The sequence below is a fragment of the Pelosinus fermentans JBW45 genome (genome assembly GCF_000271665.2).
GTDB lineage: Bacteria > Bacillota > Negativicutes > DSM-13327 > DSM-13327 > Pelosinus > Pelosinus baikalensis.
Genome location: NZ_CP010978.1, coordinates 2,235,118 through 2,257,500 on the forward strand (window position 1 = coordinate 2,235,118; position 22,383 = coordinate 2,257,500).

19 protein-coding genes and 1 rRNA gene are annotated in these 22,383 nt (G+C 36.8%); 13 read left to right on the forward strand and 7 right to left on the reverse strand.

All coding sequences use genetic code 11. The annotated features are described in order from the left end of the window. Nucleotides 1-24: 24 nt before the first annotated feature. From JBW_RS24955 to JBW_RS09615, 4 genes are all read left to right on the forward strand, one after another. A complete protein-coding gene (locus JBW_RS24955) occupies nt 25-192 on the forward strand; it encodes a hypothetical protein (protein ID WP_007954290.1) in 168 nt (55 codons plus the stop codon). Between the two features lie 163 nt (nt 193-355). After that, nucleotides 356-496 (forward strand): hypothetical protein, encoded by a 141-nt coding sequence (locus JBW_RS25300; RefSeq protein WP_007954289.1) that lies wholly within the window; start codon nt 356-358, stop codon nt 494-496. A gap of 335 nt (nt 497-831) precedes the next feature. After that, a complete protein-coding gene (locus tag JBW_RS25305) occupies nt 832-1,002 on the forward strand; it encodes a hypothetical protein (protein WP_007954287.1) in 171 nt (56 codons plus the stop codon). 63 nt (nt 1,003-1,065) lie between these two features. Next, nucleotides 1,066-1,416 carry an ASCH domain-containing protein gene (locus JBW_RS09615; RefSeq protein WP_007954285.1) on the forward strand — a complete coding sequence of 117 codons (351 nt, stop codon included), beginning with the start codon at nt 1,066-1,068 and terminating at the stop codon, nt 1,414-1,416. A 50-nt stretch (nt 1,417-1,466) separates the two neighbouring features. Here the strand turns inward: JBW_RS09615 and JBW_RS09620 are convergent, their stop codons facing one another. Beyond that, nucleotides 1,467-1,979: a hypothetical protein gene (locus JBW_RS09620; RefSeq protein ID WP_007954283.1), complete on the reverse strand. Its 513-nt coding sequence runs from the start codon at nt 1,977-1,979 to the stop codon at nt 1,467-1,469. A 223-nt stretch (nt 1,980-2,202) separates the two neighbouring features. On the opposite strand from JBW_RS09620, the gene JBW_RS09625 reads away from it, so the two are divergent. Together JBW_RS09625 and JBW_RS09630 are read left to right on the forward strand one after the other, a co-directional pair. Next, nucleotides 2,203-3,732 carry a hypothetical protein gene (locus tag JBW_RS09625; protein WP_007954281.1) on the forward strand — a complete coding sequence of 510 codons (1,530 nt, stop codon included), beginning with the start codon at nt 2,203-2,205 and terminating at the stop codon, nt 3,730-3,732. Between the two features lie 62 nt (nt 3,733-3,794). Then, nucleotides 3,795-4,139 (forward strand): hypothetical protein, encoded by a 345-nt coding sequence (locus JBW_RS09630; RefSeq protein ID WP_007954278.1) that lies wholly within the window; start codon nt 3,795-3,797, stop codon nt 4,137-4,139. A 130-nt stretch (nt 4,140-4,269) separates the two neighbouring features. Here JBW_RS09630 and nadE read toward each other — a convergent pair whose 3' ends face one another. Beyond that, entirely contained in the window at nt 4,270-6,174 is a 1,905-nt protein-coding gene (gene nadE / locus JBW_RS09635) for an NAD(+) synthase (protein WP_007954276.1), read from the reverse strand. 465 nt (nt 6,175-6,639) lie between these two features. Between nadE and ybaK the strand changes: the two genes are divergently transcribed. The 4 genes from ybaK to pckA all read left to right on the forward strand — a co-directional run bounded on the left by ybaK (nt 6,640) and on the right by pckA (nt 11,183). Further along, a complete protein-coding gene (gene ybaK / locus JBW_RS09640; RefSeq protein ID WP_007954274.1) occupies nt 6,640-7,119 on the forward strand; it encodes a Cys-tRNA(Pro) deacylase in 480 nt (159 codons plus the stop codon). A gap of 37 nt (nt 7,120-7,156) precedes the next feature. Beyond that, the gene (locus JBW_RS09645) at nt 7,157-7,825 is read left to right on the forward strand and encodes a B3/4 domain-containing protein (RefSeq protein ID WP_007954272.1); all 669 of its coding nucleotides are present in this window, start codon (nt 7,157-7,159) and stop codon (nt 7,823-7,825) included. A gap of 55 nt (nt 7,826-7,880) precedes the next feature. Further along, the gene (gene thrC, locus JBW_RS09650) at nt 7,881-9,383 is read left to right on the forward strand and encodes a threonine synthase (protein WP_007954267.1); all 1,503 of its coding nucleotides are present in this window, start codon (nt 7,881-7,883) and stop codon (nt 9,381-9,383) included. 240 nt (nt 9,384-9,623) lie between these two features. After that, nucleotides 9,624-11,183, forward strand: a complete 1,560-nt coding sequence (pckA, locus tag JBW_RS09655; RefSeq protein ID WP_007954265.1) for a phosphoenolpyruvate carboxykinase (ATP) — start codon at nt 9,624-9,626, stop codon at nt 11,181-11,183. Between the two features lie 36 nt (nt 11,184-11,219). Here pckA and ligD (JBW_RS09660) read toward each other — a convergent pair whose 3' ends face one another. The 5 genes from ligD (JBW_RS09660) to JBW_RS09680 form a co-directional block, all read right to left on the reverse strand. Continuing rightward, the gene (gene ligD, locus JBW_RS09660; protein WP_007954263.1) at nt 11,220-12,149 is read right to left on the reverse strand and encodes a non-homologous end-joining DNA ligase; all 930 of its coding nucleotides are present in this window, start codon (nt 12,147-12,149) and stop codon (nt 11,220-11,222) included. Then, the gene (locus JBW_RS09665; RefSeq protein ID WP_007954261.1) at nt 12,142-12,960 is read right to left on the reverse strand and encodes a Ku protein; all 819 of its coding nucleotides are present in this window, start codon (nt 12,958-12,960) and stop codon (nt 12,142-12,144) included. Before JBW_RS09665 ends, ligD (JBW_RS09660) begins: the two co-directional genes overlap by 8 nt. 23 nt (nt 12,961-12,983) lie before the next feature. After that, entirely contained in the window at nt 12,984-13,985 is a 1,002-nt protein-coding gene (gene ligD / locus JBW_RS09670) for a non-homologous end-joining DNA ligase (RefSeq protein ID WP_007954259.1), read from the reverse strand. 97 nt (nt 13,986-14,082) lie between these two features. Then, nucleotides 14,083-15,966 carry an oligoendopeptidase F gene (gene pepF / locus JBW_RS09675; RefSeq protein WP_007954258.1) on the reverse strand — a complete coding sequence of 628 codons (1,884 nt, stop codon included), beginning with the start codon at nt 15,964-15,966 and terminating at the stop codon, nt 14,083-14,085. A gap of 90 nt (nt 15,967-16,056) precedes the next feature. After that, the gene (locus JBW_RS09680; RefSeq protein WP_007954257.1) at nt 16,057-16,836 is read right to left on the reverse strand and encodes an N-acetylmuramoyl-L-alanine amidase family protein; all 780 of its coding nucleotides are present in this window, start codon (nt 16,834-16,836) and stop codon (nt 16,057-16,059) included. Between the two features lie 151 nt (nt 16,837-16,987). Here JBW_RS09680 and JBW_RS09685 point away from each other — a divergent pair, with 151 nt between their 5' ends. The 3 genes from JBW_RS09685 (at nt 16,988) to JBW_RS09695 (ending at nt 22,151) form a co-directional block, all read left to right on the forward strand. Next, complete coding sequence (locus tag JBW_RS09685) at nt 16,988-18,760, forward strand: B12-binding domain-containing radical SAM protein (protein ID WP_007954256.1); 1,773 nt, start codon at nt 16,988-16,990, stop codon at nt 18,758-18,760. Continuing rightward, nucleotides 18,750-19,691 carry a TIGR01212 family radical SAM protein gene (locus tag JBW_RS09690; RefSeq protein ID WP_007954254.1) on the forward strand — a complete coding sequence of 314 codons (942 nt, stop codon included), beginning with the start codon at nt 18,750-18,752 and terminating at the stop codon, nt 19,689-19,691. Before JBW_RS09685 ends, JBW_RS09690 begins: the two co-directional genes overlap by 11 nt. An 802-nt stretch (nt 19,692-20,493) precedes the next feature. Next, nucleotides 20,494-22,151: ribosomal RNA gene (locus JBW_RS09695) — 16S ribosomal RNA — on the forward strand. Nucleotides 22,152-22,383 lie beyond the last annotated feature (232 nt).

Consider the following 22,383-nt stretch of genomic DNA (forward strand, 5'->3'; position numbering starts at 1 on the left):
TAGATTGTGTGGGAGGTGTGGGAAATGAATGAAGAGAAAAAAGGAAAGTATATAGTCCGGTGGCATGGTATTAAAGATGAAAATGATAGGGTGTATTCTCCAGATCAATTGCCAAAAGACATGGTAGATTTAATTATAGATATAATTTTAGAAGAAACGGCGATCACTAGAAGCAATTGCGATATTAATTAATTTTTCAAAGAAGAAATGGGTCGATATAAGTTCTAAGAGCTTTTTCTTTCATGAATAAACAGTGCAAGATGAACTGCTAATGCACCGCAAAGTATAAAGGGAGTTATAAAATGGGCGCAATTGAACTGCTATTCTCATAGGATAATACAAAGGAGATGATTAGATGAAGAAGACAACGAAACCACCCCATAAAACACAGGATGTCTCTTCTAAACAAGGAGAAAAAGGGAAAACAAAGGCCTCATGGCCAAGTTCCAAAGTAAATACAACATCTTCGGCAAAGCCTAGACAACCTGAAAAATAAGTAATAGGGCGACACCTTGGAGGTGCCGTCTTCTTTGTGATCCATTTGGATATATCTTTATCATTTGAGTCTCGTGTATTGAGAAGAAAGCCATCGGTAAATTAGGCAAAAGTCTATCAGCAGAGGATAGCTAATACATTGAAAAGTAAAAATTAAAAAAATTCACTCTTAGAGCCTTATTTAGAAAATCAAGGCTCTAAGAGTGAATTGGTTATTAAAAATTTTACAAAGAAAAATAGGCATGGATTTCTTTTAGCTTGTTCGTTATGTTAAAAATGCAGGAAAATAACATCTTTTGCCGAAACCTTAACTAAATTAGTAGGAGGCGAGAGATTATGCCTAAACAAGAAACTCTTAAGACCTGTACAAAATGCCATCTGGGTAAAATGCATAAGATTAGTCTTAATGAAAGTTTTACTGATGATTGGAAATGTGATGAGTGTGGTTACACGGAAAGTAAAAGTCCCTTTGATATTATTATAAAAAATCAAACCGATAAGAAATAAATATATATTTAAGAAATATGATACAAGCACTTATGAATATTGAATTGCTAAAGGAGAAGAGATATGTTCGCACTAAATTTTTTATCGCCTCATAATGAAAGATTATTGATGAATCGCCAAAAAAACGTTACGATTCGACTAGGGGATATTAGAGACACTTATCCGGAAAATTCTGTAGTTTGGCTTACTGTAGGAAAAAAGAATAGTGCCAAAAGAAGAATATATACAGCAATTATTGATAAAGCAATCACCAAGAAATTTTCGGAACTTACTACACAGGATCTAAGCCAGCAAAATCCTGATATAAAAACGGTAGAAGAACTAATCAACTTTTTTGAAATTATCTATGAAAAAACAATACATATTGAAGATACAGTAACAGTAATTTATTTTTCTGAAATTATTAAAGAATAATAAGAAAAGAAATCCTATTCACTTTACATTAGTGAATAGGATTTCTTTTCTTAAGAATGGATCGTTTGAAAGATTTGAGTAATTTGCTCGCCGATCATAGATGAAAAGGTATCAAGGACTGATAAAGCTTCTGTGCCATCAGGTTTAGTTAAGGATTTATCAACAATACATGAGTTAGTTGCTGATGAAAAGGCCTTAAGATCCAAAGAAACATCTAGAGGATGAATGGTAAAAAGTATAACATAATTAACATGAGCTGCACTTGCGTATGTAGATAATAAATCAGGGGTAGCTGATGCCGTATTGGTAATGCCAGAACGGGTAAGATCACGTAATACAGCATTTCCTGATTGTACTTCACTACCCAGAAATAAAGCATTAATTTTAAAACGAATCATTTCATTCAGTGCTTTGGTGAGAAAATCAGTTCCGGGGACATAGTAGCCTGAGGTGTCAACATATAGAGCAACAGCAATCATTGCATTATCATCAGGAGATGCTAAGCATAATGATACATTCAGTAGAAATATAATTAAAAAGAATAGGATTGATTTTTTTAACATGATAACACCTCAATTTACTCAAAATCGCCAATTCACGAAGAATATTATAACATATTCCCGTATTCTTAGATATATTTATAGACGATAAAAATGTAATTCTAATAATTGAAGAAATATCATCATGCTTTTTACTGGTTGAGCATCAGGAAAAATGTTATAATAACCTGTAATGCTGCAATAACTGTTTGTGGAAGCTATGCTTTAAAGGAGAATTTTATACTTAATGAAAAAAAACGTGTATGATCAGGTACAAATTTTTTATGATGAAGCCATTGTGTGGGAACCTATTATTCAGCAAGAATGGGTAGAAGGATTCTTACGCCAAAAGGCTTGGCAAGGAATTAGCGATGATAAGCTTAAAGATACATGGCATCAAATACAATTTTTCATTCTTTATTTAACTCATTTTAACAATGAGAACTTAGATGAAATCAGTTTGGAAGAATATAGTTTTATTGTTAAATGGTTAAGTGAAAATATAAGTGGTTTCAAAATAACATTAAAATCAGTTCGTCATTTTTTTAGTATTCTTATTGAATTTTATACGTATTTATATACAAAAAAAATGATCATAAATCTAGATGAAATCAAAGAAGCAGCACACGAAATCAGCGGGGGCAAAAAAATAAATATTCTTAAGTCTCAATCTATTATAGAAGGATTAAAGAATATGGAAGATGTTAATGAGCATTTTGATGATAAAGTCCTTTTTGGTATCGTTATTGGTGAAGCCGTCGAGAGCCTAATGCTTAAACTGGGGAAATATTTTCAACAACAAGAGTTTACGGAAGATTTTGAACGTGCTTTATATTTATACACAGGCCCTTTTGATAATGCAGCAGAAGAAGTTGAAGAGGATTTTTGGTTAGGATTTTGGGATTATTTTTTATTTGATTATCATTTATTAGAAAATGATTTGAAGCCCTTAGAATATTTTAATACCACCTGCGGTGAACGTCTTACTCCAGATGAATATAAAATTTTACAAAGCTTATTAGGATCTAGCTTTACAGTTTTTTATATAAACAGAATTATAAGTCAGGATTTGGTGGAATGTATTAATTTGTTTACCAACGAGACATTCCAATTACCAACACCTGATTTTAATTATAAAATATTGAAAAATTTATTGTTTTTTGGACATATTTTTTCTCAAGGTTTAGTAATGATTAATTATGTAACAAGCTTGGAAGTCAGTATAAATCTTAGAAAACGCATTAAAGATGAAGTAATGCGTCAAAAAGAAATATTTATGATACAAGAGCCAAAAGCTACTTTAGCAGATTTTTTTAAGCGACATGCGCTTGTTGTTCGACATACAATCAATATTCTAGTTACCCTTGCTAAAGTCAACGTGACACCCTTGAGTCAATTAGAACGTAGTTATCCGATCATTAAGGAAAAGCGCATGGCAAAGGAGTCGGTAACGAGTTTATTGCATAATTTAGTAGTCGAATATGGACTTTCTCGCTTTGATGAACGGTTGCTTGAAAAAATGTGGTATGATTTTTGTCAATTGAGCGTTGTTAATGTGCGTAAACCTGAAAATTGGGCAATTGGGTTACTTTTAGCTTACGCCCAAATTAATGGCGTTATTAACATTGCTCTGGACCAAGTTGTAGAAAAGAAGGGCATTTCACTAGCCAGTATCTATAAAACAAGGACGCAATTATTTGAGGTATTACAGTTGGAAAATTTTGATCCACGCTATTTAAGTGAGGATGGATTTGTAATTTGTTTATTTGCAGAATAATATAGGTAGCGAATTCAATACCAATAGCAGAGGTGGAATCTTTGCTATGCTAGGAGGTAATCATGAAATGTAGCGTTTGTGGCGTTGCAATACAGCCAGATGAGCAGCTATGTTCTAAATGCAGCGAGTTAGAAAGTAAAGTTCAAATACTGACTCCAGAGGAAAAACAGGATTTTGCGGGTCTTACTATTGAGCAAGATCAAGAAAAGCAATCTGCAGGATATAATGATTATCGTGAGAACCAGCGAATTTATGTAAAACATGTAAATTTCAATATGAGGCAGACGGGTATGCTTACTAAAATAATCTTTGGTATCATTATTGCAGGATTATTAATTGTTGCGTTGCCTATCGCTCTCTTTATTATCAGTATAGTGATGTTTACCTTATATTTTATGCGTAAATAAAATATAAGGTAAACAATAAAAAAGGCTAGAGATTCTAATAGTTGCAACCTATTAGAATCTCTAGCCTTTTTACATGTCAATGACCTTGAGGCTCGGATATGATTCACACTGGAGCTGACCTAGCACTCCTTTATTTGTGCAATAATCTTTCTTTTATTTGCTGATAGTTCATAGTAAAATAGACTCCATTTTGAGCTTCGCGATGATCGAAACCATAAGCTCTTCGACTTACGGCCAAGACGGGAGGTGCTTGGATTCTTTTGGCAACAGCCATACCAGTATAGAGTTTCCACCACTTTTCTAAATCGTTAATAAACTCTTGAGAAGTGGGAAACAAAGTAGCTACGAGACCTGATTGACAACCAATTTTTTTTTCTAGCTCACCTTGCTCGTACCAAAGGAGTATATCTTCAGGAGTTCTGCGATTCCAATGTTCCATAAAAGCTCTGAATAGATAATCATGATAAGGATAAATAATGGGATCTCCTTTACCTTCATCAACAGATTGATCAAAAGAAAGCTCGGCACTGGGAACAAGATTGATGATTTCTTGAGGAATTACTTCCTTCTTGTAGACTTCATTGTTTAAAAAGCGGGCTAATTCATAGATTTGATATTTCCAGAGGTCCGATAAAGCAGCAAAAAACCCCCCCAGATCTCCATACAGAGTGGAGTAACCAACTGTCATTTCACTTTTATTAGCATTGCAGGTAAAGCCAGCTCCAAAAGCAGCAGCAACACCTGCCAACACACGAGAAGAGCGGTCACGAGCCTGAATATTTTCGACGACAAAAGGGCTTATTACTAAACTTTGTTTTTCTCCTCCCTTCAGATCAACAATAGGACTATTGCTAAGTTGCTGTATCGTGTCATCAACAACTTTTTGTATTGGTATGATCGTGTAGAGGCAACCTAGATTTTGTGCTAATTTTGCAGATAAATCCTGTGTTGTTTTTGAATTAAATATGCTAGGCATATTTACTAGTAAGACATTTTCTGGTCCGAGGATTTTCGTGTAAAGAGCTGCACTGACAGCTGAATCAATACCCCCAGAGGAACCAATGACTACTTTTTTTAATCCAATTGAATTTAAAAAAGACTTTGTACCATACGCAATGCTTTGATAAATAGTACGAATGCTCCGATCATCATTTGGGATGGCAGAGGATGAGCATGTTACATTGTCTGCTGTAAGGTGTAAGTCAATACATGTTAAGGCAGAAGAAAAACTGGGGCAATATTCAATAATATCACCTTTATGATTATAGACCGTACTGCATCCATCAAAGGTATAAATCGTTTTTCCGTTATTTTGTATGCCTATATTATTGACATACACCAAAGGGGCATTTACGCTTTTCGCTTGAGCGGAGAAAATGCGGTTACGTTTGTTGTTTTTACCAATGGTGTAAGGCGAACTTGAGATATTGACAAATAAATCAACAGGACCATTTTGCTGAAGGGCAGTGATTGGCTTTACGGCATAATCATCACTCCAACCATCTTCACAGAGTAAACATCCAAGATTGAGTTTTTTATTGTCGATATCGATAGTTACAGGTTGTAAAAGCTGACTCACATTTAACTCTAATTCAATTGCCAGCTTACGTAAACTGTAAAAATGACGTGAATCATCAAATTCCCGATAATTAGGTTGCAGTGTTTTAATGCGAAAGGGATAGGGGAAATTATCATTACCTAGAAGTATGCCTTGATACGCGATAAAACATGCATTATATTTGCGAATTCGACCATCATCATTTACTCTCGTCCAATCCACGGCAATATTGCCAAAAATAATACAAATATCGCTAGAGGCTGCAATAATTTGTTGACCATAGGTTTCGCAATCCTTTAAGAAGGTAAGCTGCTCCCATGTATCGCCCAAGAAATAACCTGGGATGGACATTTCAGGGAATATAATCATTTGGGATTGCTGCTGACGAGCTTGATAAATTTGATTGAGCATCGTTCTAGTATTGATATCTGGTCTGCCAGGAATAATTTCGATTTGTGCTAATGCTATTTTAAGCAAAGTTAGATCACCTCTTCTTTTTAAGTTGCCTATGTTAAGTGATTCACGATACAGAATACAGTTTTTAAAATCTCATTTTGTAAGGTATAGTAATTCTATATTAGACAGTGATATCCTGCCCAAATATAGGAAAAGGGAGAAGCTTAAGATAATTTTTAAAGAAATATTTAAAAGTAAAGGCAGAATACTAATAAATAAGCAGGATTTTTGTCCAACTATTTATAATTTATAATAGTAAATAAGCATAGGTTTTTAGAAGAATATAGTTGTAAGTGAAAATGCTAAGTCTTATGCTTCAATTCAAGGCTTGTCATGGATCTGTTTTTCTTTTAAATACATTTTCTATCGTTATTGACAAGTAGAATTGAGAATACTATACTGTGTAAAATGTGAAATTTTTAATACCTAAAAAATATAGTAAATATATAATATACTTTACTATATTGAGTGAATGAGGGAGATCTTTTGAAGAAAACGAATGCTGCTCGTATTTTAGATGGATTAAAGATTAGTTATGAATTACGTGAATACAAAGTAGATGAGAGTGATCTAGGAGCAGAAAATGTTGCAAAAAAAATAGAAGTTCCATTAAGGCAGGTTTTTAAAACATTAGTCGTTAGTGGTGATAAAACAGGAGTAATCATGGCTTGCATACCGGGTGGTGCTGAGCTTAATTTAAAAGCATTGGCAGCGATTAGTGAAAATAAAAAAGTGGAGATGGCTCCTTTAAAAGATGTGCAAAAATTAACTGGATATATTCGAGGTGGTGTTTCGCCTTTGGGGGGAAAAAAACAGTATCCAGTTTATGTTGATAATAGTATGATAAAATGGTCGTATATAGCGATTAGTGCCGGAGTTAGAGGGTGTCAAATGTTGGTGTCTCCTAATGATTTAGTATCTGCAACAAAGGGCGAATTATGTGATATCGCTCGTGATATGGAGTAGTAATAAAATTTGTTTATTTTTCGCATGGAGGCGTATTATGAAGTTTGATATTCATGACAATGTAAAAACTGTTAATCCTAAATGTACTTTAGGCTATTTAGTAATTCGTAATATTGTAGTACATGGCACACCTCCTTCTTTGGCCCAAGAGTTTTTTCATTTACAAGTGGAGGCTGCTAAATTTTATAACATAGAGGAATTAATGGATATTCCGCCCATACTTGGTGTGAGGAGTATATATAAAAAAGTGGAATTTAATCCTTTAAGGCATAATGCTTTTTCAGAAGGTGTAGTCCGTCGTGTGATACAAAGAAAAGGATCTGATTATGTAAATAGTGCTGTGATGATCAATCAATATTGTGCGATCAAGTTTTTGTTGCCATTTGGTTTATATGATTTAGACAAGATTGATGGAGATATACGGTATGAACTGGGAGCAAAGGGAGATTTAGTTAATCTGGATGGCAATTCTATTGCTGGAGATGAAATACCATTTTTAGTCGACGCCAAAGGAGCATTTGGCAATTTTAGCTCCGATGCTTTTCGTACGAAGGTAACATTGGCAACGCGTAATATTTTGGTCGTAGTATACGCAGATGAAGAAGTAGAGACGGATGAACTTAACAATATACTTGACTTTACAAAGGATATGATTCTTTGCAATGATGGTGGAATTGTGGAGAAACAAAGGATTATTAAAGTATAAAAGATGATATGAGTAAATAAAAAAGGCTTTGCTTTAGAGGAAAGGGAGTTTGTTTATGTATAGTAGTACTCGTGGAAGTAATGATATATTAACTGCGGCTGAGGCCATAAAAAGAGGAATTGCTGCTGATGGTGGATTATTTGTGCCTACTATTTTGCCGAAAATTGATGACAAATGGCTAGCTAAACTGGTAAATCTCGACTATAAGGAGCGAGCATTTGAAGTTTTAAGCCTATTTTTAACTGATTATAGTGAGGAAGAACTAAAAAACTGTATTGTTGCTGCTTATACTACTGAGAAGTTTGATGATGCCGCTATTGCGCCTGTTGCAGCGATTGATCATAATACTTTTGTACTTGAATTGTGGCATGGGCCAACGAGTGCTTTCAAAGATATGGCATTACAAATCTTACCTCATTTAATGTCCAAAGCTTTAAGTAAAACTCAGGAAGAAGCTGAAATCGTAATATTAACGGCAACATCAGGTGATACCGGAAAGGCAGCTTTAGAAGGATTTGCTAATGTTGATCAAATTAAAATAATTGTTTTTTATCCGGAGGAAGGGGTCAGTCCTATTCAACGTTTGCAGATGGTTACTCAACAGGGGGGGAATGTTTCTGTTGTGGCTGTCAGAGGAAACTTTGATGATACCCAGACTGGTGTAAAAAATATTTTTAATGATCCCTCCTTTAATGAGAATTTAGCTGCAAAAGGCTTTCAGCTATCATCAGCTAATTCAATTAATTGGGGGCGATTAGCACCACAAATTGTATATTACTTTAGTGCGTATGCTGATTTGTTGGCTAAAGGTCACTTGCAATTAGGGGAAGTCGTGAATTTTGTCGTACCTACTGGTAATTTCGGTAATCTATTAGCAGGTTATTATGCAAAAACAATGGGGCTGCCCATTGGAAAACTAATTTGTGCATCCAATAGCAATAATGTATTAACCGAATTCCTTGATCAAGGAATTTATAATAAATTGCGTACTTTTCATAAAACGCTGTCTCCTTCTATGGATATCTTGATTTCTAGTAACTTAGAGCGTTTGCTGTATCACATTACAAATGCTGACACCGTACAAATCAAGAATTGGATGGAAGAACTTAATCGTAATGGACAATATTGTGTAGACGAAAGGTATTTAGAGAGTATTAAAGATATTTTCTGGGCGGATTGGGTGGATGATGTAAAAACGTTAGAAAAGATTACAGAGGTTTTCAAAAAATATCAGTATGTTGCTGATCCCCACACAGCAGTAGCTTGGCAAGTAGGAGAGCGATATCGCCAACAAACAGGAGATATGACGCTGCAAGTTATTGTATCCACTGCCAGTCCGTTTAAGTTTAATGAGAGTGTGTTAGATGCAATTAGGGATTCGAAGAATAGTGATATAAATGATGAATTTTCTATGCTTTATGAATTGTCTCAGGTAAGTGGCTGGTCTATACCTCCAGCATTAGCAGCCTTGGAAAAAGCTTCTATTTGCCATAATATAGTATGCGATAAAGAAGAAATGTCTCTTGTAATAAACGATATATTAGAAAAGAATAGATGAAGTAAAACTTCCTTTGATGTTAAGTTGATCTTAGTATAAAGAGTAGCAGTCATGTTATTTGGGCGAAGTCCTGGTACAACGCAAAATAAAATAACATAGCTGCTATTCTTTATTAAATTGTTGATTTCTTATGAATTATTTTTATCACAGAGAATAACAATAGAAAGTTATCCATATATTGTTATGGATAAAATAGTTTTTTATTATGTGAAAATAATTACATATGAGGGGGAGTATATCATGAAAAGCAGTAACATATTGCAAAGTGCAGCTCAAGTCCAGTGGAATTTAACACCAACAGAGTTAGTTGAATTTTCCTTAAGGCGAAAAGAAGGAATATTAACTGAGAAGGGTGCTTTACGGGTATCAACAGGTAAGTATACAGGGAGATCTCCTAATGACAAATTTATTGTAGATTCACCATCCGTACATGATGATATAGACTGGAAAAATAATCGTGCATTTACCGTAGAGCAGTTTGAAAAATTATATAATCGTATGCTAGCTTATATGGCAAATCGTGAACTGTTTGTGTTTGATGGATTTGCCGGGGCTGATGATAACTATCATACCAGTGTAAGATTTATTAATGAGTTTGCTTGGCAAAATCTATTTATTCATCAATTATTAGTACGCCAAGATCAAATCAATCCAGATTTTAACCATGAGTTTCTCATTTGTTGTATGCCTGGATTTAAAGCTGTTCCAGATATTGACGCAACTAACTCCGAAGCATTTATAGTGATTAATTTTGAACAAAAAATGATTATAATTGGTGGGACCCATTATGCGGGGGAAATGAAAAAATCGATTTTTTCTGTTATGAATTACTTACTGCCTCGTCAGGGAATTTTGTCAATGCATTGTTCGGCTAATATGGGGAATGGTGGGAAAACCGCATTGTTCTTTGGCTTAAGTGGTACAGGTAAGACGACGTTATCAGCAGATCCCAACCGACAGCTCATTGGTGATGATGAGCATGGATGGAGTGATAGTGGCATATTTAATATTGAGGGCGGGTGTTATGCAAAGTGTATTGGTTTGCGCCATGAAACAGAGCCGCAAATTTGGGATGCTATAAAATTTGGCGCTGTGCTGGAAAACGCTATCATGGATGATAAAAGCAGAATCGTGGATTTTGACGATCAAGCCATTACGGAAAATACTCGGGTTGCATATCCTGTAAATTTTATTCCTAATGCCCGTATTCCAGGTTTAGGCGGTCATCCGAAAACCGTTGTATTCCTAACAGCCGATGCCTTTGGTGTTTTGCCGCCGATTTCTAAATTGAATAAAGAACAGGCTATGTATCACTTTTTATCAGGTTATACTAGTAAATTAGCTGGTACAGAATTGGGGATTACAAAGCCGGAAGCTACTTTTTCAGCCTGCTTTGGTGCACCTTTTTTACCATTATCCCCCTTGACATATGCGAATCTTTTAGGAGAAAAGTTGGAAAAGCATAATACAAATGTGTTTCTTATTAATACAGGCTGGTCAGGTGGGCCCTATGGAATAGGCAGTCGCATGAAATTATCATATACTAGGGCTATGGTTACGGCGGCGATTGAGGGACAATTGGATGAGATTGGGTATGAACTTGACCCTATTTTTAATGTACATATCCCTACGGCATGTCCAGGAGTACCAACCGAACTTCTTAAACCCATTTATACTTGGCAGGATAAAGAAGCTTACCTTTCCAAGGCAAAGGAATTGGCTCAACTATTTAATAAGAATATTTTGAAATTCGGCAGTTCTATACCATCAGAGGTGATTAGCGCTGGACCGACTGTTTGAAACAAAATTTGTAAGAAAATGGTCTGAAATATTATTTCAGACCATTTTCTTGATCTTGAGGTTCGGTAGTGTCTGCTGAAGCTCAAGAACAGGTGCAAACAAGTCCCCCATTGTCTGAACTCTTTCTAATACTTGATCGGTAGTGAAAGAGAGTAGATCAGGAGCTTGTTGTAGATACGCTGCTTCTACTTCTTCCCAAGTCACTGGAGTAGATACGGTAGGGTACTTTTTTGCTCGTAGAGAATAGACACAAACCGTCGTTTTATGATCGTCATTTTGGCTCCAGTCTATAAAAATTTTTCCTTTGCGTAAATCTTTTTTCATTTTAGATACGACAAGGGAAGGATTCTGTTGTTCTAATATTTTTGCGAGTGTATGGGCAAATTCTTTAGTTTGGGTATAGGTTATCGTCCGTGTATTAAGAGGTATATAGACTTGGATGCCTTTTGAACCAGATGTTTTAGGAAAGCTTTTAAGGTTGCTCTCTAATAAAATTCTATGTAGTGTAAGAGCTACCTCAGCGCAATGTACAATTGTTGCTGGGTGACCAGGATCGAGGTCAAAGACTAACATGGTAGGTCGGAGTATATCTTCAGAGCGTGATAAGGAAGTATGAAGTTCAATGGCAGCTAAATTGACAGCCCAGATCAGTGATGGCAGATCTTGGGCGAGACAAAAATTGATGCTGCGTTTCTTGCTTTCACTCCACACCGGTACGGTTGATAACCAATTGGGGCGGAAGGATGGGCATTCTTTTTGATAAAAAAACTTTGCTGTTGCACCATTAGGGTAACGCTTAAGAGTAAGTGGGCGACCTGTAAGGTGGGGAAGTAAAACAGGTGCAATACGGATATAGTAGTCAATTACTTGTGCCTTTGTAAAATTACTGGCAGTATAAAAAACTTTGTCTAAGTTGGAAAGCGCTACATTCAGTTTGTTAATTTCCATGACAGTCTGATTAGGCATGTGCTTTTTTCCTCCTGCTTTTAGTAGGCGCTTTCTTCTTTAAAGCCGATAAGCTTGCTTCCAGTGCTGCCATCAAATCAACGACTTTTCCGCCTTGTTCGATAATCGGTTGCTGGGTAATCACTTGACCTTCTGCTTTACTTTCTATCATGGATAATAGCTTCTCTCTATATTCATTATGATATTTTTCAGGGGTAAAACTACTTGAAAGAGATTCAATTAGCTGCAATGCAATGCTAAGTTCTCGTTCATTTGGCTGATGCTCTTCAGTTGGCAGATCTTCTAAGTTTTCTTGAGAAATGATTTCATCGGAAAAGAACATGGTTGACAAAGTGATAACATTGTTAGTTGGACGAATGGCAGCAATATATTGCTTATTACGCAGGACAAAGCTGGCGATTGCTGTTTTTTGTGATTTTTTCATTGCAATCAGGAGGAGGGAGTAGGCTTTTTCCATCCCTTTTTCGGGAGTAAGATAATAAGAATGTTCAAAGTAAATAGGATCAATTTGCTCTAAGTCTACGAAGTCGGCAATTTCAATCCGACGAGAACTTTTTGGATATACGTTCTCTATTTCTTCTGGAGATATGATGACATATTGTTCTGGTGAAACTTCAAAACCTTTGACAATCTCTTCTTTTGGCACTTCATTACCGTCATTACTGCAAACACGCTTGAGTTTGATACGACAGCCGTCACTTTTACGTAGTTGGTGAAATTGTAGTGTTTTCTTTTTAACGGCATTGAATAATTTGATTGGTATATTGACTAATCCAAAGCTGATCGTGCCACTCCACATCGGCCTGGCCATATTATACACTTCCTTTTTACGAATTAAATTGTTATAGAGTTCGTGTTCTTTGTTTCTTGTACTACATCATGGGCAGCTTTGTCATTTCGTAGACCTTTAAATGACGGATGACGAAGGGTGTTATTCGGTGTCCATTCTGTGAATTCAAATTCGCCGACTAAACGAGGCTCTACGAATACGGTCGTATTGGGAAATTCATTTGTGGTAAAAGGGCTAGTATTGCGATGCAGAGGAATAAGCAGGGTATAAAGTTTATGAAGCATATTTTTTGTAAAGCCTGTACCCACTTTTCCGGCATAAAGAAAGTGTTGCGGTTTATTTTCTTTTTTAGCTTCCTGGAGAGTCCTATCATAATAGCCTAATAGCAGGGAACCGATTCCTCCAGAACGTTGACCTTGCCCAGGCAGCCAGCCACCAATTACTAATTCCTGACGGTACTGATTTTTTATTTTAAGCCAATCTTCACTGCGTGCTCCAGGAATATAGGTGCTGTTTAAGCGTTTGGCAATAATACCTTCTAGGTTTAAGGCAGAGGTTGCGGCTAGTATTTCTTTACCGCTGCCTTGTTGATAAGCTGGAGTCTGCCAATTGGCATCTGAAAGCTGCAAGCTTTCTAAAAGGGATCGGCGTTTTGTATAGGAAAGCTCTAATAGGGATTGGTTAAAGTAGAGAATATCGAAGATAATGTAGGTTACAGGTGTTTCTAGCATTTTCCTATGGATAACGGTAAGGGAACTAAGACCCATACGTTGTTGTAAGATAGGAAAGGAAGGTAGACCTTTCTTATCAAATGTAATAATTTCTCCATCAAGTATAATTTTTTGCCGAGTTAATTTCTTTTTCAATTGTTGAAGTTCTGGATATTGATGTGTAATATCATTTAAATTGCGGCTTCTTATGGTTAATTGTTCTGCATTATAGTAAAGCATTGCACGGATTCCATCCCACTTGATCTCAAAACTGTATTGGGCATCATCAAGTGGCAATTTAGCTGGTTTGGCTAACATAGGTTTAATTAATTGCATGAAATATCACCTCTATTATAATAGTATTTTTATATCATTGGTTAACTATACTCTTAATAAAAAAAGACTGGTTATCCAGTCTTTTTTTATAACGCTTCTATTGTGTTAATAGCTTTTCCATTTGATCCAGCATGGTCGAGAAATTATTTAATGTTATTTCAATTGGTTTTGGTGAAGACATATCAACGCCAGCCTGCTTTAAAATATTGAGGGAGTAATCAGAACCACCGCTTTTTAGAAAATTAATATATTTTTCTTGAGCTGGCTGCCCTTCCTTAAGTATTTTATCCGCTAAGGTTGTGGCGGCAGAATAGCCTGTAACATATTGATACACATAAAATTCTGAGTAAAAATGTGGAATTCTTGCCCACTCTATGTCTAATTCTTTGTCAACAACGATATCAGAACCATAGTAGGCTACGTTAAGATCATGCCATAACGTATCGAGATTATCTGCTGTGAGAGTTTCGCCTTCTTCGGATATTTCATAAATCATTTTTTCAAATTCAGCAAACATAGTTTGACGGTAAACGGTAGCTCGTACTTGCTCTAAATACTGATTGATGAGATAGAGTTTTATGTTCTTATCTGTTGTGGTATTAAGCATATGATGTAATAGGAGTATTTCATTGGTAGTGGAAGCAACTTCGGCACAAAAAATTGTATAAGATGAAGTGGCATAAGGCTGATTTTCTTGACTGTAATAACTATGAATGGCATGCCCCATTTCATGAGCCAATGTTGAGACATCATCATAGCGATTATTATAATTGAGTAATACAAAAGGGTGGGTTCCATAATTTCCCCAGGAATAGGCACCTGTCTGTTTTCCCTTATTTTCGTAAACATCGATCCAGCCAGAAGTTAAGCCCTTATCTAGAATTTGGGCATATTCTGAACCTAGAGGCTTAATAGCCGTACAAACCAGTTTCAACCCTTCCTCATAAGGAAAGGGGAAATTTACCTCTTTAACTAGGGGAGTATATAAATCATACATATGAATGTCAGTTAACTGCAGAAATTTCTTCTTAAGAGCGACATAACGATGCAAGGGGGCAAGATTCTTGCGGACAGTAGCTATTAAATTATCATACACCTCCGTTGGTACATTGTCACCCTTTAAAGCAGAATCCAATGTGGAGGCATAATTACGGGTCTTTGCATAAAAAACATTTTGTTTCACATTTCCACTTAATGTAGAAGCAAAGGTATTGCGGTAGCGGTTGTAAGTAGTAAACAAATTAGTAAAAGCTTGTTGACGAACATTTCGGTCACTGGAACGGATAAATAGACTATAACGTCCCTCGCTTAATTGTACCATTTGGCCTTGCTCATCAATTGTTTGTGGAAATTCCATATCTGCATGTGCTAACATGTTAAAGGTATTTTCAGATGCTTGTGTAATATCTGAAACCCTGGATAAGATGGCTTCTTCCTTAGGAGATAACACATGTTCTTTTTGTCTGGCAAGGTTATCAAAGTAAAAACTATATTCTTTTAATCCCTCTTCCTGCTGACGGAACGTGGTTAATGTTTCATCAGGTAAAGCCAATATTTCAGGTTCAATAAATGCAGTAGCTGCACCTGCTTCTGCCAGTAATGATTCTAGTTTTCCTGTCATCCCTTGATATTTGGTGTCCGATGTATTTTCATCTTTATGCATACGGGCAAAGGCATATAATCTGCCGCTGATTATACCAAGCTCATCCCGTTCTTTAAGGCACGCTAATAAATCTTGAGATGAGTTTTTTAATGTACCAGCATATTGAGTGATTTCTTTTAAACTGCTCTTTAAGGTATTAAAATCTTGCTGCCAAAGCTCATCGTTTGCATAAATATCTTCTAGATGCCATTTATATTGATCGGGTATTTCACTGCGAGGCGGCACATGGGAGGTTTCGCCAGTAGCGGCGCCACCGCTAGTATTGCTGTACTTAATTCTAGTAAGAGATAGTGGAAGGACTCGAAGCATTTTAAACATGTATACACTCCTTTGAATAATATAGATATAGTTGTATATATTAGCAAGATAGTTTAAGATTCCTGTATAGCATATGGAAAAATATCTTTCTTATACTTTATAAAAGTTTACGATGCCCTGAAAAATACTTTCAGCTATTTTCGTTCTACCATCAATACTCGATAGTAGAACTTCTTCCTCTGGGTTTGAAATAAAGGCTGCTTGGATTAAAATAGCAGTCATTTTTGTATAGCGAATAACATAAAAACTTGCAAATCGAGATGAATGGTCTTTAGTTCCTAGCTCTGTTACTAAGTTTTTCTGTACAAGAGCAGCTAATTTGATGGATTGGGGATCACCATAATGAAAAGTAGTGGTCCCTACAGCTGTGTTGCCGGTAAAGGAATCATTGTGTATACTGATGAAGATATCAGCATTTGAATCTTTGGCAATTTCTACTCGGGCAGCAAGTTCTTCTCCATCGGAAGCATCAGGCAAAGACACATTGCGATCACTGTCACGAGTCAATACTACTGTTGCGCCATTATTTTCTAGCATATCCCGCAAAAGTAATGTGATTGCTAATGTGTTATCCTTTTCCATTGTTCCGGATGGACCAATAGCGCCAGGATCGTTTCCGCCATGCCCAGCATCAAGACAGATGATTTTACCCAATAAACGTTGACTTTCGGGTTCATCGATCACTGGTGCAGGACGATCTAAAGATCCAGGGGCTACATAATTAGGGGAGTAAATATACACTAATTCATTAGCTGTGTCATAAGTGATCCGCCAATGAAGTGTTTGTGACATCGCTTTTAGTGTCATTAATAAGTCTCTACTAACTCGGACATTAACAGGTACTTTTTGTCCATCTATGACTATCCGCATTATGGCACCTTCCTTTAAAGGTTACTTTTATTTTATAGTATTCAAAACACATGCAGGTGGTGAATATTAAGGAAAGAAGAGCGTATAAAGGGGAATAACCCATAAGTAGGAAATTTAATATTTGAATATATATATATGGAGTGATTATATAGTGAAAGTAGTTTTATCAACGTTGAATGCGAAGTATATTCATTCATCATTAGCTTTGAAATATCTAAAAACGGCTTGTAACATAGTGGATTCTGAGATTGTGGTAAAAGAATATACAATTAATAATGAATTACTTGTTATCTTGAGTGATATCTATAGTGAAAAACCTGATATTATTGGGTTATCCTGTTACATATGGAACATTGATATGACTTTGAAATTGGTTGGTCTGCTTAAGAAAGTATTACCTAAAGTGGTCATTATATTGGGAGGACCAGAAGTATCCTATGACCCTTTGGATGTGATGAAAACTAATATTGGGATCGATTATGTGGTGCAAGGAGAAGGAGAAGAAACTCTTCAAATATTATTGACGGCCCTAGCCTCTAATACAACGATTCATACTATTGAAGGTTTGTCATTTCGCCAAAAGGAAGAAATTATTGTGGGCAAGCCGCAAGTTATTGGAAATGTAAATACAATACCCTTTCCTTATTATGATAGTGATATGGAGCATCTTAAAGATAAAATCATTTATTATGAAAGTGCCCGAGGATGTCCGTTTTCTTGCCAGTATTGTCTATCAAGTGCTACCTCAGGTGTACGTTTTTTAAATTTAGATCGTGTATACAAAGAATTAGAATTTTTTATTAGACATAATGTAAGGCAAGTCAAATTTGTTGATCGGACTTTTAATGCTAAGAAAGAACACTATTTACCTATATTACGTTTTTTAGCAACGCAAGATTGTCGTACTAATTTTCATTTTGAAATTGCTGTTGATCTTCTAGATGATGAGGTATTGACATTTTTAAAAGACGTACCTGCAGGAAGATTTCAATTTGAAATTGGTATTCAATCTACTTATGAACCTACACTTAATAAAATTTCCAGGCATAATAATTGGTCTAAAATCGTTGAACACGTAACGCGTATTATTTCAAATCAAAATATTCATGTACATTTAGATTTAATTGTAGGACTACCTTATGAAAATTATACACAGTTCGGGCAGTCGTTTAATGACGTCTATCAACTACGACCACATATGCTGCAAATCGGTTTTTTAAAAATGTTAAAAGGGGCTGGGCTTCGTAATATTGCCAATGAATGCGGCTACGTATTTTTGGATGAAGCACCTTATGAAGTATTAAGTAATGATAGTTTACCTTATGGGGAAGTAAGAAAACTTAAGATAGTAGAAGAAGTTTTTAATCAGGTGTATAATACAGGACGCTTCAAGTATACGTTAGATTTTTTAATTCGATTGCACGGCGGTAATGCTTTTCATTTTTACCATGATTTATCCACCTATTGGGAGGAGGAACAGCTGCATTTAGTCGCTCATAGTAGTAAGTCAATCTTTAAATACTTATTAGATTTTTGTTCGATTCACCATGAAAAGGAGAGAAGCATATGCCAGGAATTTTTAAAGTTTGATGCTCTTATGAGTGAGAAAGGCACAATACAACCAGAGTTTTTGTCTTGGAATCAAGATCAATGGATGGAAGAAAAGAATGAGTTTTGGCGCAATGCAAATGTGGTGCGTAACTACATACCTGATTATAACTTCACTACTTGGCGGGATATTAAAAAGAAATATCGTATTGAAGTTTTTTCAATTGACCTACTGGAATACATAAAACAGCCAGGTAAGATTAGTTACAGGAAAAAGCCCATACTCTTTTCGTATGGACAGGATAGTACTCAATATCAATATATTGCATGTGATGACTTTAAGAAAATTGAAGGGCGGGATTATCATGCGCTATAACGCTTATTCAGATTTTCTTCGCCAACGTTATGGTGAAAAGGTATATAAATTGCCTGTCAGTTTACCTGTTACTTGCCCTAATCGTGATGGCAGTTGTGGACAGGGAGGATGTGTATTTTGTGGCGAAATTGGTGCTGGATATGAAAACTTACCTGCTTCTATGACTGTAGCAATGCAAATTGCAGCAAATCGTGTTCACATTGCAGCAAAATATAAGGCGAAAAAATTTATTCCTTACTTTCAGAATTTTAGCAACACCTACTTGCCGGTGCAACAACTTGAACAGTATGTTCATGAAGCTTGCCAGGAAGATGTAGTGAGTATTGCGCTGGCAACTCGGCCAGATTGTGTGAATGATCAATATCTAGAAATGTTGTCAAACATTAGCCGAGTAAAAAATGTTGACATCAGTATTGAATTAGGGCTTCAAACTGTAAACTATCATTCATTAAGAAAAGTAAATAGAGGACATACATTAGCAGAATTTCTGGATGCAACGCTGCGGATTAAAAAGCATAATATTGAAGTTTGTGCTCATATCATATTGAATTTACCTTGGGATGATGACCTGGATGTAATTGAAAGTGCCAAAGTATTGTCAGCTATGGGAGTCAATCAGGTAAAGCTTCATGCATTGTATATTGTAAAAGATACAACAATGGCTGACTGGTATCAAAAAGGTGAAATAAATCTAATTTCAAAAGATGAATATGTAGAAAGAGTAGTAACCTTTTTAGAATATTTACATTCCGATATCGCAGTACAGCGCTTAATCGGTCGAGCTCCAGAGAAAAACACTTTATTTACGAATTGGCAGACAGGTTGGTGGAAAATTCGTGATGATATTGAGAAGACATTGGTAGATCGCGATACTTGGCAAGGGAAGCGATGTGATTATCTCAATGGTAGTGCTGTACAAAAATTTCTTTAAACTTATCTATCCAATTTTTTCTTTACAAGAAAAGCTTTCGTTGGTACAATAAGCCTTATGACTTTAAAAATAGAGGTGTAAGTTAAGTACATGAAAAAATTAGAGCTGTTATCTCGTATTGGAAAATTGTCTTCGGTGTTACATAGTGATGATTTGGCTAAATATAATTTAACTAATGAAAGCATAGTTGAAATGAAGCGAGTATTAGATGAATTGAGTGAGACCTACATTACTACATATTGTTAATCTTGTGAAAATGTATAGCAATTAGCGAGAGGTATTGTCGTTAGAATTGAATTGTAATCTTTAAGTCTAACGGATCATAACCTCTGCTAATATTTTTCTACATAAAAAATATTCATTCTAGTCGATTTACATATACGTAATTAAAATGTATGCCTTCATTTAGAAGCCTGGGTAATAACACGACTATTTAAATTTATAAAATATTTTTTTAAAAAAAGTTGACAATATGAAAGTGGTTATGTTATTATATAGAAGTTGCTTACGAGCGATGAAGAACTTCCTGAAATAAAAGTCTTAGTGTATCTCATGTGTTCCTTGAAAACTAAACAATGTAAGTAAGGTTAAAATAAGCCAGATGTGCGGTACTCGTTTCGAGTGCAAAACAAAGTTGTTCTGCGAAAGCGAGAACAACACAAACAAGTTTTTTAAAGAGCCATCAAGGTTCTCTAATAAATAGTTTATGCATACTGTGCCAAGCATGATGGGGTAAGGAAGTTCGACTGCTAACGCATCGAACAAAGCGACCACATCAAAGCTGAAGCATTGTGTGTCTGCTTTTATGGAGAGTTTGATCCTGGCTCAGGACGAACGCTGGCGGCGTGCCTAACACATGCAAGTCGAACGGTCTGGTATTCAACACTGAATATTTAGCAGTGTAGCCAAGCGTCAAGCGCGAAAGAAGAGAGCGCTTCACGCATAAACAAGTGCTAACACAAAAGCTGAGGATTGAGTGTTGAATATCAGATAGTGGCGAACGGGTGAGTAACGCGTAGACAACCTACCTTCTAGCTGGGGACAACACTGCGAAAGTGGTGCTAATACCGAATGTTGTATTTTGAGTGCATACTTAAGATACTAAAGGTGGCCTCTATTTATAAGCTATCACTAGAAGATGGGTCTGCGTCTGATTAGCTAGTTGGTGAGGTAACGGCTCACCAAGGCGACGATCAGTAGCCGGTCTGAGAGGATGAACGGCCACACTGGGACTGAGACACGGCCCAGACTCCTACGGGAGGCAGCAGTGGGGAATCTTCCGCAATGGACGAAAGTCTGACGGAGCAACGCCGCGTGAGTGAAGAAGGTTTTCGGATCGTAAAACTCTGTTTTCAGGGACGAATGTGTGGATTGTAAATAATGATCCATAATGACGGTACCTGACAAGAAAGCCACGGCTAACTACGTGCCAGCAGCCGCGGTAATACGTAGGTGGCAAGCGTTGTCCGGAATTATTGGGCGTAAAGCGCGCGCAGGTGGGATAATCAGTCTGATGTTAAAGTTCGGGGCTTAACCCCGTGAAGCATTGGATACTGTTATTCTTGAGTGCAGGAGAGGAAAGTGGAATTCCTAGTGTAGCGGTGAAATGCGTAGATATTAGGAGGAACACCAGTGGCGAAGGCGACTTTCTGGACTGTGTCTGACACTGAGGCGCGAAAGCCAGGGTAGTGAACGGGATTAGATACCCCGGTAATCCTGGCCGTAAACGATGGGTACTAGGTGTTGGGGGTATCGACCCCTCCAGTGCCGGAGTTAACGCAATAAGTACCCCGCCTGGGGAGTACGGCCGCAAGGTTGAAACTCAAAGGAATTGACGGGGGCCCGCACAAGCGGTGGAGTATGTGGTTTAATTCGACGCAACGCGAAGAACCTTACCAAGGCTTGACATCGTCTGATGATCCTAGAGATAGGAAGTTCTCCTTCGGGAGACAGATAGACAGGTGGTGCATGGCTGTCGTCAGCTCGTGTCGTGAGATGTTGGGTTAAGTCCCGCAACGAGCGCAACCCTTATCCTATGTTGCCAGCACGTAAAGGTGGGAACTCATGGGAGACTGCCGTGGATAACACGGAGGAAGGTGGGGATGACGTCAAGTCATCATGCCCCTTATGTCTTGGGCTACACACGTACTACAATGGGCTTAAATAGAGGGTAGCGAAGCCGCGAGGTGAAGCCAAACCCAAAAACAAGCTCTCAGTTCGGATTGCAGGCTGCAACTCGCCTGCATGAAGTCGGAATCGCTAGTAATCGCAGATCAGCATGCTGCGGTGAATACGTTCCCGGGCCTTGTACACACCGCCCGTCACACCACGAAAGTTGAGAGCACCCGAAGCCGGTGAGGTAACCAGTAATGGAACCAGCCGTCGAAGGTGAGATCAGTGATTGGGGTGAAGTCGTAACAAGGTAGCCGTATCGGAAGGTGCGGCTGGATCACCTCCTTTCTATGGAGATTTGAAGGATGAAATACTCTTTCATATCCAAGGTCGACACATCTGGTTGTTCAATTTTACTTACATTGCTTAGTTTTGAGGGAATACATCCCATGTTGCTGCCAGTGATGGTAGTGATATGAATATGTAGTACCTTTGATGTTCTTTGAAAACTGCACAGAAGAAAGCAACGTAATAATTCTAATAGCAATATTAGGGTGATTACCGAGCATGTTAGGATTAT